Raw genomic sequence first — 13,368 nt, 5'->3', positions numbered from 1 at the left:
GCCCCAATCATGACTCCTGCTATGCATCTTCGTGAGGGACTACAGTAGAATTGGCCCTAGAATGAATTATTATTAGAGCATTAGTGCTGGACCAAAATTATTTAAGACCCATGAACATCAAACAAAATCGACGCGATTTTGGCAAGCAAGCCGCCCTAGCTGCCGCTGCTCTAACCATAACTCCTTTCCATATCCTAAAGGCGCAACCCAAAGCAACCGGGGAGATCATCGGCCATGGAAAACATCGATACCGGGTACACCAGCAATGGGGAAGCTTGGATACGTCCAAATTCCCGGTCAACAATTGCCATGAAATGGTGCAGGATAGCAAAGGGAGGCTCATCATGGTAGGCGATGAAGTAAAGAACAATATCCTGATATACGACCGCTCCGGTAAACTATTGGAAAGCTGGGGCCACGACTTTCCAGGAGGCCACGGACTTACACTCTGGAATGCCAATGGGGAGGAGTTCTTGTTCATCTGTGATCCTAACCTTGGAAAAGTCTTCAAAACGGACCTTAAAGGGAAAGTGCTGCTCACGATCGGCCATCCGTCTACGGTGGGCGCTTACAAAGAAGGAGACGCCTTTAAACCCACTGAAACCACTATCGGCCCCGATGGCAGTATCTACGTCGCCGACGGCTACGGATCCCAATGGATCCTAAGATACAGCGCCACAGGCGAATTTATGGGCAAGTTTGGTGGAGCGGGTGATGGAGATGAGCAGTTTTCGACTGCCCATGGAGTAGCTATCGATTATCGTAACAAGGCGAACCCCACGCTATTGGTCACCTCCCGTGCCCATAACGCCTTCAAACGTTTCACCTTAGAGGGGAAATACCTCAGTACCATTTTCCTACCTGGCGCCTACGTATGTCGCCCGGTTTTTAAGGAAGACACCCTCTATGCCGGCGTGTGTTGGTCGAGGCTACGTTATCTGAATCAAACACCCAATTCGGGTTTTGTTACGATCCTAGATAAAAACGACAAGGTGATTTCTAACCCCGGAGGCACCTCCCCCGAATACAAAAATGGAAAGCTGCAGCTCATGGTTCAGCAGCAACCCATTTTCATGCATTGCCACGACGTTTGCGTGGATCAGGACGATAATATTTATGTATGTCAATGGAACGCAAAAAAGAGTTATCCCATTAAATTGGAAAGGGTATAATCACTTCAACCCCATCCTGCTACCGATGGCCCCTCGGCCATCGGTAGCAGGATATAGTTAACAAACGGCTCCCTCATGGGTGTACCGCGGTTAAAATACCTTCTGCCACCATACTTTTCCTCTCTGCTTTTGAAAATATAATTGCCCCTAGCATTGCAACATAGTTGCACTTGAATTACATTTGCAACGTTGTAACAAAAAAGCGCAATTAACCTATATAAAACGACTCCAAGGCAAGCGCAACTGACAATTTAAGTATTGCCAGGCCGGAAATCGTTTTAAGCCCCATGAAATATTATATAACGCTACTGCTTTTCCTAGTTATATCTTCTATCAGTCGTGGACAAAAAGCAGATTGTCAATGTTTTCTGAAGGGGGTCATTAAGGACCAACATACGGGGCTTCCCTTGCCAGGAGCCACCTTACTGCTACTCGACAAAAACCAAGGTGTCGTTACCGATTTACGTGGTGAATATCTACTTTCGGGCCTTTGTCCCGGAAAGTATACGATCGAATGTAGGATGGTAGGCTATAGTCCATTTCACTTGGAGATCGACCTACAAGAAAGTCACGAAGAAAATATAGGCCTTGCTGAACAAGAGATTCACCTCAAAGATATTGAGATTACCGCCCAACGCTCAGACGCTCCTTCGTCGCAGCCCCTGGATGTGCTGAAAGGCAAGGCCCTTTTCGAGACTAGGGGACAAACCCTCGCCGAAAGTATGAAAGGGCTCACAGGCGTGAGCACCCTTCAAACCGGAAACTCCATAGCCAAGCCAGTGATACATGGGTTGCATAGCAATCGGGTATTGATCATGAATAATGGCGTGCGCCAAGAGGGGCAACAATGGGGTTCTGAACACGCTCCGGAGATCGACCCCTTTATAGCCACTCAGATATCGGTAATCAAAGGTGCTGCCGGTGTCCGTTATGGCTCCGACGCCATCGGAGGGGTGATTCGCGTCGACATGGATGAATTGCCCTACAATAGTCCGATTAGCGGAGAAATCAACACGGTAGGCCTCACCAACGGCCGCCAAGGAGTAGTGTCGGGCACTGTTCAGGGAAGCCTGCCAAAGGTAGGCCTAGCTTGGAGAGCACAGGGGACCATTAAACGGGGTGGAAACACCAAAACACCCGATTATTACTTGGACAACACGGGCACCAAAGAGCGGAACTTTTCTCTTTCTACGGGCTACCGCTACAAGGGCTTCGGCATTGACGCTTTTTATAGTCTTTTCGACACCCATATAGGCCTTTTCTCTGGCTCGCATATAGGTAGTATCACCGACCTGCTTCAAGTAATAGAAAATGGAGAACCATTAATTCAATCGGGCTTTACCTATCTGGTAGGACGCCCCAGACAAGAGGTGCGCCACCAACTCGCAAAGGTGGAGGCCCACTACCACTTTCCCGATGGCAATCGCCTACAGTGGACCCTAGCCAATCAACGCAACGATCGTTCTGAATATGACCTACATACTCCACGAAACGACTCCATAGCCGCACTGAATCATCCGGAGTTGGCCATGAAGCTCAACACCCTGACTACCGACTTATTATGGGATCATAAGCCACTAGCAGGAAAATTTACTGGTCAAATGGGTATAAGTACCCTATACCAATATAACCTGATGACAGGCCGCCCGCTCATACCCAATTTTAACCAATGGACCGTAGGCCTATTTGCCATGGAACGCTATACCCATAAGCAATGGGAATTGGAAGCGGGTGTCCGGTTCGACTACCGCAATCTGCTCACGCATCAATTCGTGAACCAGCAAAAAGTGAGTAATGAATTCAATTTCTCCAATTTTTCGGGAACAACTGGGGCTAATTACCGCTTCAACGACCAGCTTTCAGCCCAGCTTAATGTAGGGACAGCCTGGAGGGCTCCAAATGTCAGTGAGCTTTTTAGCGATGGGGTACACCATGGAGCAGCGGCATATGAACGTGGAGATGCTTCGTTGGGAGTCGAAATGGCCTACAACAATCAACTTAGTGTGCAGTATCGTTCCGATCGCCTCACTATTGAATTAGGCACTTATCTCAATCGGATTCATAATTATATTTATCTCAACCCATTACCCGACCCTATACTCACCATCAGAGGGGCCTTTCCCGCCTTTCAGTACACCCAAACCAACGCTAGTTTTAAAGGAATCGATCTCAGTGGGCTATGGAGCTTCGTTCCCGCCCTATCATGGAGCAGCAAAGCTACCTACCTAAGGGCTTATGACCTGAGCAACGATCAATACTTGGTAATGATCCCCCCTAATCGCATCGAAAATTCCATCATATGGAAAATACCTCCAGTCGCCGGCCTTACAGACCTCCACTTAACTTTTGGCAACCTTTGGGTGGCCCAACAGAAACGCGTCCTGCCGAATAGCGATTATGCCCCACCTCCCCCGGCCTATAGCCTATGGAATGCCAAATTAAGTGCAGAATTACCCCTTTCCGAATCCAATAAATTGAATATCAGCTTGGCGGTCGACAATCTATTCAACACCCGTTACCGCGACTATATGAATCGGTTGCGCTACTATTCTTTGGAACTTGGACGACAGGTGTCTATAAGGTTAAAATGGCAGTTCAATACCCAATCATAATAATTACCCAATCAAATTAATTTTCACCCTAAAATGTAATAACCATGAGAAACAACAAGAAAATCGCTCTTTTATTATTCTTAGCCGCAGCCCCTCTGTTTATGCAATGCAAGGATTCGGGAGAGGAACTAGAACCCGATGAGGAAAATGAGTTGATTACCACAGTTACGCTTCACTTTACCGATGAGGCATCGGGGACGACCAGTACTTTTCTTTTTCAAGACAAGGATGGAACTGGGGGAAATGATGCCAGCCAGTTCGATACCATTCGGCTAGCCCCCAACAGCAGTTATACGCTAGAACTGGAGTTTTTGGATGAAAGCAAGAATCCAACCGACGATATCACAGGGGAGATTTTGGAAGAGGCAGTGGATCACCTCGTTCTGATCACTCCTAATCCATCTACGGCCTTAACTTATCACTATTCAGATGAGGACTCCAATGGATTGCCATTGGGACTAAGCGGCCATGTAAACACCGCAAGTGCTGTTTCAGGGAAACTGAAGGTACAACTTCGCCATCAGCCAGGTACCAAAGATGGTACTTCCACACCAGGCACCGACGATGTAAATATTGATTTTCCTTTAATTATAGAATAGACCTAGACACTGCTACATCCACTCCCAGCGGATGTAGCAGTGTTCAATTACAATTGGGACAAACGCCCTGTATCAGCAGATTGAACCCCTCGGGCTTATATCCCTCGGGCAATTGAACAGACGGAATATGCAGGTTTTCCAAACAGTTCGTTTGGCCACATTCACTGCATTTGAAATGGATATGATCGTGTTGGTGCTTCTCTTCGGAACATTGGTGCGAACATAAGGCGTAGCGTAAGCCCTCATCGTCGAGCACCTTGTGAATGATTCCTTTTTCAAGAAATGTCTTGAGGGTTCGATAAATAGTCACACGATCGTAGCTTTCTCCCAAGCCCCCCTCTAAATCTCCATGAGAAAGTGCAATTTTTTTATCAATAAAAGTCGAAAGTACATCCTCCCTACAGGTAGTAGTTCTTAAATGATGTACCCTCAAAATCTCTCTTAAATCATCCATTTAAATACATTTTGATCGGTTGTCGGGATTGCCATAAATTTATAACGATCCTTGTCAAAGTTAAGTTCTATTCACTTTACTTCAAAAATTTTTAGACAATCTACCCATTTCCCTGCTCCATCTTTTACTTTATGCCCAATGAGATGTGCCAGTACTGAAGGCAGAAAAATTGACTGCAACAAAGTTGCACGAGAACTTTTACCTCATTACTTTTGCAACAACATTACATTTAGCATGAGAACAACGCATACACATAATAAGGCCGACTATGTCGGTATATTTGGATCAATACTTTGTATTATTCATTGTTTATTGCTGCCTGCGGTATCATTGGGTTCTACTTTGAGCCATGGTCATAGCCATCAGTCAGGCTTATTGTCGTTAGACTTTCTGTTTATCTTGATCAATGCCATTGCGGTATTTTACGCTACCAAGTCGCATCCCGCGCGAGGCCTTAAGCTATTCCTTTGGGTCGCTCTAGGCCTTTTTTCGATGAGTATTCTTCTAGAAGGGCATAACTCCCTATTTGTATGGTTGGGTTATGTAGGTTCAGGACTATTAATTATAGGGCATTTCTATAATTTGTTTGTCTGTCAAATCGCCCCAAGACTCAAGCTGAGGGTATAAGGCCAGTTAACCTATTATTTATCATACTCTACTTCGAAGCGATCCAAATCAGGACGCATTTTCCGCTTCCGCTCTAGCTCATACTCAAAAATGGTCTTCCCCAAATTAGCCAAGAAAGGAAGACCTATGCTATCGTACTCATACACGCCATCTCCAATAATTTCATTCTGGTTGCAGTAAATTACAGCCGTAACCATAAATTCTATTCCTTTCTCAAAATCTGCCACATAGGCATTGTCTAACAAATACCCGTAGGCCCCACCCGATTTATTAAAAAGTCGAATATGCCTAGGTAGCCTCGTTTTTGTGGCTCCAAAAAGTAGAAATTTCGAAAAGCCGTCATAATAGTCGTCGGTATAAGTCTTAGGAAAACTCGTTTCTACAGGAAATTGAGACATATACCGATATAGGAAGGTATAATCGTCGTCGGATAGCTGAAAACGCTGCGACTCAGGCACCGATAGCGGGAAATACAGAGCCCGTAATAGTTGGTGTTGCTCCGCTATAGGAAAGTAGTTCTTCTGCGAAAAATCGAAAGGCTCCATGCTCACCCGGTCCTCTCCATCAAGATGCCCCTTGCCTTGGTATATGGGCTCAGGAGCCCAGTAAGTCTTTTGCGAATAAGCACCAGGCTGGTCCCACAGCACTTTTCCATCCATTTTGAAGGTTACAGGATTGGTGTATCGATTTTCCTCAGCCGACAAAGCGATACTCAGTCGGTGGGTGATTCGGGTATTGGAATAACCCTTCGCTTTGAGGGAGTCGTTAATGGCCTCCTGCCCCAGAAATTCATACAACCTGTTAAAGGCATCATTATCGCTAACCATCAATATTTTTTTGGCATAATGCCCTACCGACGGCAGGCCTGACTCTGAAGAGGAATCGGCCAGAACTACAGTTTGAGATGGCCTGTCAGCACCCGTTAGCATGGGCGTATATTTGTCTATCCCCAGTTTATTGAGCCTTTCCAGGGCCAGGGCAACCACTGCGAGCTTTACCGTACTAGCCGGATAAAAGTATTGATTGGGATCAACTCCGTAGTCGAAGGTAGTAAAATGCGGATCATTATTCCTTTTACGATCGATTCGGGTGTATCGAACCTGAACCTGAAACTTTTCTGGCTCAGCAAATACCTGCTCGAAACGTTCTGGATGCTTTTGCATCAATTTGGTCAGCAAATTTTGTGACTTCACCTGGCCCACCGAAAGGGCACTTACTAGGAAGATGATCGTCCAAAAGTCTCGTGTTGAATTCAAAATTACTATCGTTTAAAGAGCGGGAATGAAGGCCCCTAAATTACTATATTTTCCTTTTAAAGAATATATAGAATTATATTTCAGAATAAAGCTGCTTTACCTCATAAATACTAAATAAAACAAAAGATGGAAGATAATCAATTACGAAGCCGCGGCTGGTTTGGAAAAACGGGAAAGGATGGATTCATATACAGGGCTTGGATGAAGAATCAAGGGTACCCCGCCGACGAATTCGATGGGCGCCCGGTGATCGGCATTTGCAATACTTTTTCTGAGCTAACCCCTTGCAACGGACACTTTAGGGAGCTGGCCGAGTCGGTAAAAAGAGGAGTATGGGAAGCGGGTGGGTTCCCGGTAGAGTTTCCGGTGATGTCGCTCGGCGAAACCCTGATCAAGCCCACGGCCATGCTGTATAGGAACTTAGCCAGCATGGATGTTGAGGAATCTATACGAGCCAACCCCATAGATGGGGTAGTGCTACTCTGTGGATGCGACAAGACCACTCCTTCACTCGTCATGGGAGCTGCGAGCGTCAATATTCCTACCATCGTAGTGTCTGGAGGCCCTATGCTTACTGGCAAATACCGAGGCAAAAGTATCGGAACTAGCGATGTGTGGCGATTCTCGGAAATGCACCGAAAGGGCGAAATCTCTCAGGATGAACTCTCCAATGCTGAAGCTTGTATGTGCCGTAGCAATGGCCACTGTGCCGTAATGGGTACCGCCTCCACCATGGCCTGTATGGTGGAGTCCTTAGGACTTACTTTGCCCGAAAACGCCGCCATTCCCGCTGCCGACTCACGCCGCAAGGTAATCGCACATTTATCGGGTCGCCGCATCGTACAGATGGTCAAAGAAGACCTTCGCTTATCGGATATTTTAACCCGGCAGGCCTTCGAAAATGCCATTATGCTCAACGCTGCCATAGGGGGATCTACCAATTTTGTCATCCACCTGCTCGCTATAGCCGGCCGAATAGGGGTCGACCTCACCCTGGAGGACTTCAATGCCTTATGTGAGAAGGTTCCTTTATTGCTCAATCTCCAGCCCTCAGGAGGCTACTTTATGGAAGACTTTTACTATGCTGGCGGGCTTCCTGTAGTGATGAAAGAGATGCTAGGACTGCTGCACCAAGAGGCCATCACGGCCAATGGAAAAACCATAGCAGAGAATGCCGCCACTGCCGAATGTTTCGATACCGACGTGATCGCCACCTTAGCCGAGCCCATTAAGGACCTCACCGGCTTGGCCGTCCTAAAGGGTAACTTATGCGAGGATGGGGCCGTTATAAAACCCTCCGCCTCCCTAAAGCCCGAACTCATGAACCACAGAGGGCCCGCTATCGTATTTGAAGATATCGACGATTATAAGGCCCGACTCGACGACCCCAACCTGCCCGTCGACGATAACAGCATCTTGGTCCTAAAAAATGTAGGCCCTAAGGGCTACCCAGGCATGCCAGAAGTAGGCAATATGTCGCTTCCTAAAAAGCTATTGGCGAAAGGTGTAGTGGATATGGTACGCATTTCCGATGGACGGATGAGTGGCACCGGCTTTGGTACGGTGGTCCTACACGTTTCCCCTGAAGCCGCTGTCGGTGGTAACTTGGCCTTGGTAAAAGATGGAGATATGATAGCCCTAGACGTAGCCAATCGAAGCCTGATCCTCGAGGTGAGCGATGCAGAGTTAGAAAGGCGCCGGGCCGACTTCCAGCCGCTGGAACTAGGCTATAACCGTGGCTATGTGAAGCTGCATCTCAATCACGTCATGCAGGCCCATCAAGGTGCCGACTTAGACTTTTTACGGGGTGGCTCGGGCGATAAAGTCACGCGCGATTCCCACTAACTCCAAGGTGTTTAACCAAATCGGCAGCCTCTTTCCCATCCACTAGCCGATGAGAAAGAGGCTACCCTTAAGCAGTTACCACCTGCCAACCCGTATCTTTGACAGAATCCTGAATGACAAAAAAGATCATGAACAAGCTACAATTTCAAGATCAGGTAGCCATAATTACCGGTGCTGGGCAAGGCATAGGCTTCGAAATAGCACGACAAATGGCCTTAGAAGGCGCGGGAATCATTCTTAACGACTTCGATGAACGGCTCGCCAAAGAGGCCTCTGAAAAGATTCGCAGCGAAGGCGGTGAATGTATCGCATTCCCTGGCGACGCCTCTCTAGCTACCACCATCGACGGCCTAGTACAAGAGGCCGTCAACTGCTTCGGAAAACTGACTATCGCCGTGGCCAATGCAGGCATTACCCTCTTTGGCGATTTTTTTGAATACCCAACGGCCGACCTCCGCAGAGTACTGGACGTAAATATGGTAGGCACCTTTCTGCTCACCCAAGCGGCTGCACGGCAGATGAGACTCCAAAAATCGGGCGGACGGATCCTCCTGATGTCGTCGGTAGTAGGACATCAGGCGCATCAGAATCTGGGCGCCTATGCGATGACCAAGGCAGGCTTAGAGATGCTGGCAAAAAACCTCGTCTTGGAACTGTCGCCCCATGGCATCACGATCAATACAGTAGCCCCCGGGGCCACCCTAACCGAGCGTACCCTCAAAGATGACCCCACCTACCCCAAGATGTGGTCGGCTATAACTCCCTTGGGCCGCCCGGCCATCTGCGAAGACATTGCCCATGCAGCTTTGTTCTTATGTTCTCCCCAATCGGGACATATCACCGGACAAAGCCTGGTGGTAGACGGAGGCTGGACTTCCGTAAGCCCCCTCCCCGACCTTTCTAACCAGCGGCATCCTGCTAGCTAAGCAGCCTTTTCAAATCCAGCGTATTGCCTCGTGTAGCAGGGCATCCAAGAGCCCATCTGGGCCTGCCCCCCGCTGCAAGGAAGCCATTTTGTCCTAAAAAACAACCCCCTAAGCCATGGTATCTAATAGGACTTTAATCGTATATAAAACAGATAAGATGGGCTACTTTATAAGGTTAACAAAAAAATAATTTCAGTATGAACGCTCACCTTGCGACTTTTAATCCTGCATACAAAAAAAATCTACTAACCCCATCTAAGTCATGAGTGAAGAAAAAAAGATAAATCCGGTTACCCGCCGCGATTTTTTATTAAAAAGTTCTGCAGCCGCTGTCGGTAGCTTTTTCATTGTACCTCGCCACGTTTTAGGAAAAGGATTTAAAGCGCCTAGCGACAAGCTAAACATTGCGGGAATTGGTATAGGAGGCAAGGGAACTTCAGACATTGCCAATGCCTGGAACAATGGTGCTGAAAATATTGTGGCCCTCTGTGATGTAGACTGGGAACAAGGCAAAAGGAGCTTTGAGAAATTCCCAACCGCTAAAAAGTATAAAGACTTCCGGAAGATGTTCGACGAAATGGGCAAGGACATCGACGCCGTTACCATTAGCACACCCGACCATACGCATGCCGTTATAGCCATGGCAGCGATGCAAGCCGGTAAGCATGTGTATGTTCAAAAACCTTTAACCCACGATATCTACGAGGCTCGCATGCTTACCGAGGCGGCTCGTAAGTACAAGCTCGTTTCCCAAATGGGTAATCAAGGAGCCTCCAATCCCGGTCAGCAGCAAATGGTCGACTGGTTTAAGAAAGGCCTCATCGGAAATGTGAGTGAGGTAGAGGTATGGACCAACCGTCCCGTATGGCCGCAGGGCATACCCGTGCCCACCGAAAAGTCACCCATTCCAAGTACCCTAGACTGGGACTTGTTCCTAGGACCATCCGAATTTGTAGACTATACTCCTGCTTACCATCCTTTCAAATGGAGAGGCTGGTGGAACTTCGGAACCGGTGCTCTGGGCGATATGGGCTGTCACCTAATCGACTCTCCCTTCCGTATTTTCGAACTTGGCTACCCTACCGCGGTAGAATGTAGCGCCGGAGCCGTCTTTATTAAGGACTGGTCGCCAGAGTACATCCCAGAAGGGTGCCCACCTTCTTCGCGGGTAGAAATTCAGTTCCCGTCGACCAAGGTCAATAAGTCCAACCTCAAAATGACTTGGCATGATGGCGGTCTACGTCCCTTCCACCCCGAATGGATCCCTGCCAACGAACCTTTAGGTGAAGATGATAGCAGCAATGGTGTGTTAATGATAGGCGAAAAAGGTGTAATGACCTGTGGAACCTATGGCCGTAACCCCAAAATTTACATGAAGTCGGGAGAGAAGATCGAAATGCCAGAAGGCGCTTTCGAAAACAAATATACCTCTATGCCCGAATATGGGCACCAAACTTCGTGGGTAGACGCCTGTAAGGCAGGCTTTAAGAGTAAGGAACATAAGGCACTTACCTCTTCGTTCGACTACTCGGGCCCGCTTACCGAAACGGTAATAATGGGTAACCTAGCCATACGGAGCTACAACCTTCGCGAAACTAAGGCCAATGGCAAGGGCTTCGATTATCCTGGAAGAAAGAAACTATTATGGGATGGCAAGAGCATGAAAATTACCAATTTCGAGCCAGCCAACCAATTCGTAAAACGCAAATATAGAGGCGACTGGAAGCTCTAATGGCGCCCCATCCCTTTACTTAAAGCACTGGCCGTTCCTTCCCGAGGGGCGGCCAGTTTTAGTCTATCACCAGATTGTCGATTAGCCGTACATCACCCAAATAGATGGCGATGCATAATGCCACCGACTGGCCTTCGGCGAGCCCCTCGACCCGCTGGAGGGTCTCCCGGTCCACTATCTCGAAGTAATCTAGCCTAAATTCAGGAATTTGGTTGAAATACGCTTCGATAGAAGCTATAACTTGAGGAATGGATATGCCAGACAATAATTGATTTTTCGCTTCTGCAAGCTTTTGGTAGATCAGCGCAGCCAGCTTCAATTCCTCGTCCGACAACCTTTTGTTACGGGATGACATGGCCAACCCCGACTCCTCGCGAAGGGTAGGACAAACCACGAGCTGAGCGGAGAATGAAAGATCCCGAATCAGCTGTTCGACAATTGCCACTTGTTGTAGGTCCTTTTGGCCAAAATAGGCCCTGTCAGGCATGATCATATGCAGAAGCTTCGATACCACTACCCCCACTCCGTTAAAGTGCCCAGGGCGCGATTTCCCTTCCATCACTTGAGCTATAGGCCCAAAGTCCATCTGAAGAATGCTTGGCGTCGGGTACATTTCCGACACCAGAGGAACAAATGCTACCTGGCAACCGGCTTTTCGCAACAAGGCGAGGTCCTCCTGTTCACTACGCGGGTACTTTACCAGGTCTTCGGGGTTATTGAACTGGGTAGGATTCACAAAGATACTGCATACGACTACCTCATTTTCGGAGAGGGCCGCCTCAATCAACGAAATATGCCCCCTGTGAAGAGCCCCCATAGTGGCTACTAAGCCTACAGACTGGTTATTGAAGCGTGCCGCTTGGAGATAGCCCTGCAGCTCAGAAACAGTGGTAAATACGTGCATTCCGGGTACTTGAAGGTATTAAAAGAACGGGATGACCGGTTGGCTTCTGGCACTAGGAGTCATAAAAAATGGACGCCAAAGGACCTTTCCTGAGCGCGGAAGCAACTGGGCAATTTAAAGGAAAATGCCTGCAATATCATAATTAGTTTGGAATATCTTTTGAAAATGCGATTTTTTTTGTATAATTTTGCAAAACTTTTTTTCACAAACTGCTAATATCTATGGAGAAACTACGAATTTTGTATGTAGCCAGTGAAATCAATCCTTTCCTTCAAACTACCGATGTTGCTGATTATGTGCGCAGGCTGCCACAAGCAATGCAGGAGCGAGGAGCCGAAATCAGGATTTTGGTCCCAAGATTTGGTCTTATCAATGAGCGCAAAAACCGGCTTCATGAAGTAGTTAGACTCTCAGGAATAAATATTACCGTTGGAGACGAAGAAAAACCCTTGATTATCAAGGTCGCTTCCATTCCAAACGCTAAATTACAGGTTTATTTCATCGACAACGACGATTATTTCCACCGTAAATCTGTTTTCTTCGACAAAGAAAACAATTTTTATGATGACAACGACGAACGATCTATTTTCTTTTGCAAAGGAGTACTCGAAACGGTCAAAAAATTAGGCTGGGCCCCCGATGTCGTTCACTGTAACGACTGGATGACCGCCCTAATCCCCATGTATTTGAAGACAACCTATCGGAACGATCCGATGTTTAAGGATACCAAGAGCGTATTCACGGTTCATAATAACGCTTTCGATTATAAATTCGACGCCGACCTTCAATCCAAGGCCAAGGCCATGGATGTAAGCGATGAGGCCTTAGCACATTTGCATTCTGCCGACTTTGAAGGCTTTGTGAAAATTGGCTGCGCCTATGCGGATGCCGTACTGAAAGCCGAAGAGAATTGTGGCGAGCTATTGAATCAAATCTTCAATGAAACCCCTAAAAAGGTAGAGTTGGACGAAGAGGAGGCTAACTTCTCCGAGTCGTACTACAATTTGTATACGGATCTACTGAACTAATCCTCAGAGCATCCTTCTAAAAAAGCCTCTTCCAAGAATATGGAGGAGGCTTTTTTAGTATCTCCCCCCCAATTAGCTATATTATTTTTTAAAAATATTTAATAAATAATTGTGTTCGAACACCCTTAACTTAGGAGTGTTAATTGACCTATTCTATTCCAAAACATTTGATATAGCCCTATTTTTCCCATTAATTTGCATCCATTTAAGATA

The 13,368-nt window shown here is 47.2% G+C and carries 11 protein-coding genes; 8 read left to right on the top strand and 3 right to left on the bottom strand.

What is annotated here, in order from left to right:
• Positions 1–110 precede the first annotated feature (110 nt).
• The 3 genes from CLV98_RS02620 to CLV98_RS02610 all read left to right on the top strand — a co-directional run bounded on the left by CLV98_RS02620 (position 111) and on the right by CLV98_RS02610 (position 4,383).
• Positions 111–1,172: an NHL repeat-containing protein gene (locus tag CLV98_RS02620; protein ID WP_109672525.1), complete on the top strand. Its 1,062-nt coding sequence runs from the start codon at positions 111–113 to the stop codon at positions 1,170–1,172.
• A 287-nt stretch (positions 1,173–1,459) separates the two neighbouring features.
• Entirely contained in the window at positions 1,460–3,784 is a 2,325-nt protein-coding gene (locus tag CLV98_RS02615) for a TonB-dependent receptor (protein WP_109672523.1), read from the top strand.
• A gap of 44 nt (positions 3,785–3,828) precedes the next feature.
• Positions 3,829–4,383: a hypothetical protein gene (locus CLV98_RS02610; RefSeq protein WP_109672521.1), complete on the top strand. Its 555-nt coding sequence runs from the start codon at positions 3,829–3,831 to the stop codon at positions 4,381–4,383.
• Between the two features lie 43 nt (positions 4,384–4,426).
• Here CLV98_RS02610 and CLV98_RS02605 read toward each other — a convergent pair whose 3' ends face one another.
• On the bottom strand, positions 4,427–4,837 hold the full coding sequence (locus tag CLV98_RS02605) for a Fur family transcriptional regulator (protein WP_109672520.1): 411 nt from the start codon (positions 4,835–4,837) through the stop codon (positions 4,427–4,429).
• 138 nt (positions 4,838–4,975) lie between these two features.
• Between CLV98_RS02605 and CLV98_RS02600 the strand changes: the two genes are divergently transcribed.
• The gene (locus CLV98_RS02600; RefSeq protein WP_310588697.1) at positions 4,976–5,464 is read left to right on the top strand and encodes a MerC domain-containing protein; all 489 of its coding nucleotides are present in this window, start codon (positions 4,976–4,978) and stop codon (positions 5,462–5,464) included.
• A gap of 14 nt (positions 5,465–5,478) precedes the next feature.
• Here CLV98_RS02600 and CLV98_RS02595 read toward each other — a convergent pair whose 3' ends face one another.
• Positions 5,479–6,720 carry a serine hydrolase gene (locus CLV98_RS02595; RefSeq protein WP_109672516.1) on the bottom strand — a complete coding sequence of 414 codons (1,242 nt, stop codon included), beginning with the start codon at positions 6,718–6,720 and terminating at the stop codon, positions 5,479–5,481.
• A 126-nt stretch (positions 6,721–6,846) separates the two neighbouring features.
• On the opposite strand from CLV98_RS02595, the gene CLV98_RS02590 reads away from it, so the two are divergent.
• The 3 genes from CLV98_RS02590 (at position 6,847) to CLV98_RS02580 (ending at position 11,223) form a co-directional block, all read left to right on the top strand.
• Positions 6,847–8,565: an IlvD/Edd family dehydratase gene (locus CLV98_RS02590; protein WP_109672515.1), complete on the top strand. Its 1,719-nt coding sequence runs from the start codon at positions 6,847–6,849 to the stop codon at positions 8,563–8,565.
• A 128-nt stretch (positions 8,566–8,693) separates the two neighbouring features.
• Positions 8,694–9,491 (top strand): SDR family NAD(P)-dependent oxidoreductase, encoded by a 798-nt coding sequence (locus CLV98_RS02585; protein WP_109673041.1) that lies wholly within the window; start codon positions 8,694–8,696, stop codon positions 9,489–9,491.
• A gap of 262 nt (positions 9,492–9,753) precedes the next feature.
• Entirely contained in the window at positions 9,754–11,223 is a 1,470-nt protein-coding gene (locus CLV98_RS02580; RefSeq protein WP_109672513.1) for a Gfo/Idh/MocA family protein, read from the top strand.
• Between the two features lie 58 nt (positions 11,224–11,281).
• Here CLV98_RS02580 and panC read toward each other — a convergent pair whose 3' ends face one another.
• Positions 11,282–12,127, bottom strand: coding sequence for a pantoate--beta-alanine ligase (gene panC / locus CLV98_RS02575; protein WP_109672512.1), 846 nt, complete (start codon positions 12,125–12,127; stop codon positions 11,282–11,284).
• 221 nt (positions 12,128–12,348) lie between these two features.
• Between panC and CLV98_RS02570 the strand changes: the two genes are divergently transcribed.
• Positions 12,349–13,155, top strand: coding sequence for a glycogen/starch synthase (locus CLV98_RS02570; RefSeq protein ID WP_109672510.1), 807 nt, complete (start codon positions 12,349–12,351; stop codon positions 13,153–13,155).
• The last annotated feature ends 213 nt before the right edge of the window (positions 13,156–13,368 follow it).

The sequence above is a fragment of the Dyadobacter jejuensis genome, from assembly GCF_003149085.1.
GTDB lineage: Bacteria > Bacteroidota > Bacteroidia > Cytophagales > Spirosomataceae > Dyadobacter > Dyadobacter jejuensis.
Note: the sequence above shows the minus strand (reverse complement) of the source record. Positions and strands in the feature narration are given on the sequence as shown.

Bases quoted from the DNA above. Each gene is read 5' to 3' on its own strand.
- CLV98_RS02620 (WP_109672525.1), top strand. From the start codon at position 111: ATGAACATCAAACAAAATCGACGCGATTTTGGCAAGCAAGCCGCCCTA.
- CLV98_RS02600 (WP_310588697.1), top strand. From the start codon at position 4,976: ATGAGATGTGCCAGTACTGAAGGCAGAAAAATTGACTGCAACAAAGTT.
- CLV98_RS02580 (WP_109672513.1), top strand. From the start codon at position 9,754: ATGAGTGAAGAAAAAAAGATAAATCCGGTTACCCGCCGCGATTTTTTA.
- CLV98_RS02585 (WP_109673041.1), top strand. From the start codon at position 8,694: ATGAACAAGCTACAATTTCAAGATCAGGTAGCCATAATTACCGGTGCT.
- panC (WP_109672512.1), bottom strand. From the start codon at position 12,127: ATGCACGTATTTACCACTGTTTCTGAGCTGCAGGGCTATCTCCAAGCG.
- CLV98_RS02590 (WP_109672515.1), top strand. From the start codon at position 6,847: ATGGAAGATAATCAATTACGAAGCCGCGGCTGGTTTGGAAAAACGGGA.
- CLV98_RS02605 (WP_109672520.1), bottom strand. From the start codon at position 4,837: ATGGATGATTTAAGAGAGATTTTGAGGGTACATCATTTAAGAACTACT.
- CLV98_RS02610 (WP_109672521.1), top strand. From the start codon at position 3,829: ATGAGAAACAACAAGAAAATCGCTCTTTTATTATTCTTAGCCGCAGCC.
- CLV98_RS02615 (WP_109672523.1), top strand. From the start codon at position 1,460: ATGAAATATTATATAACGCTACTGCTTTTCCTAGTTATATCTTCTATC.
- CLV98_RS02570 (WP_109672510.1), top strand. From the start codon at position 12,349: ATGGAGAAACTACGAATTTTGTATGTAGCCAGTGAAATCAATCCTTTC.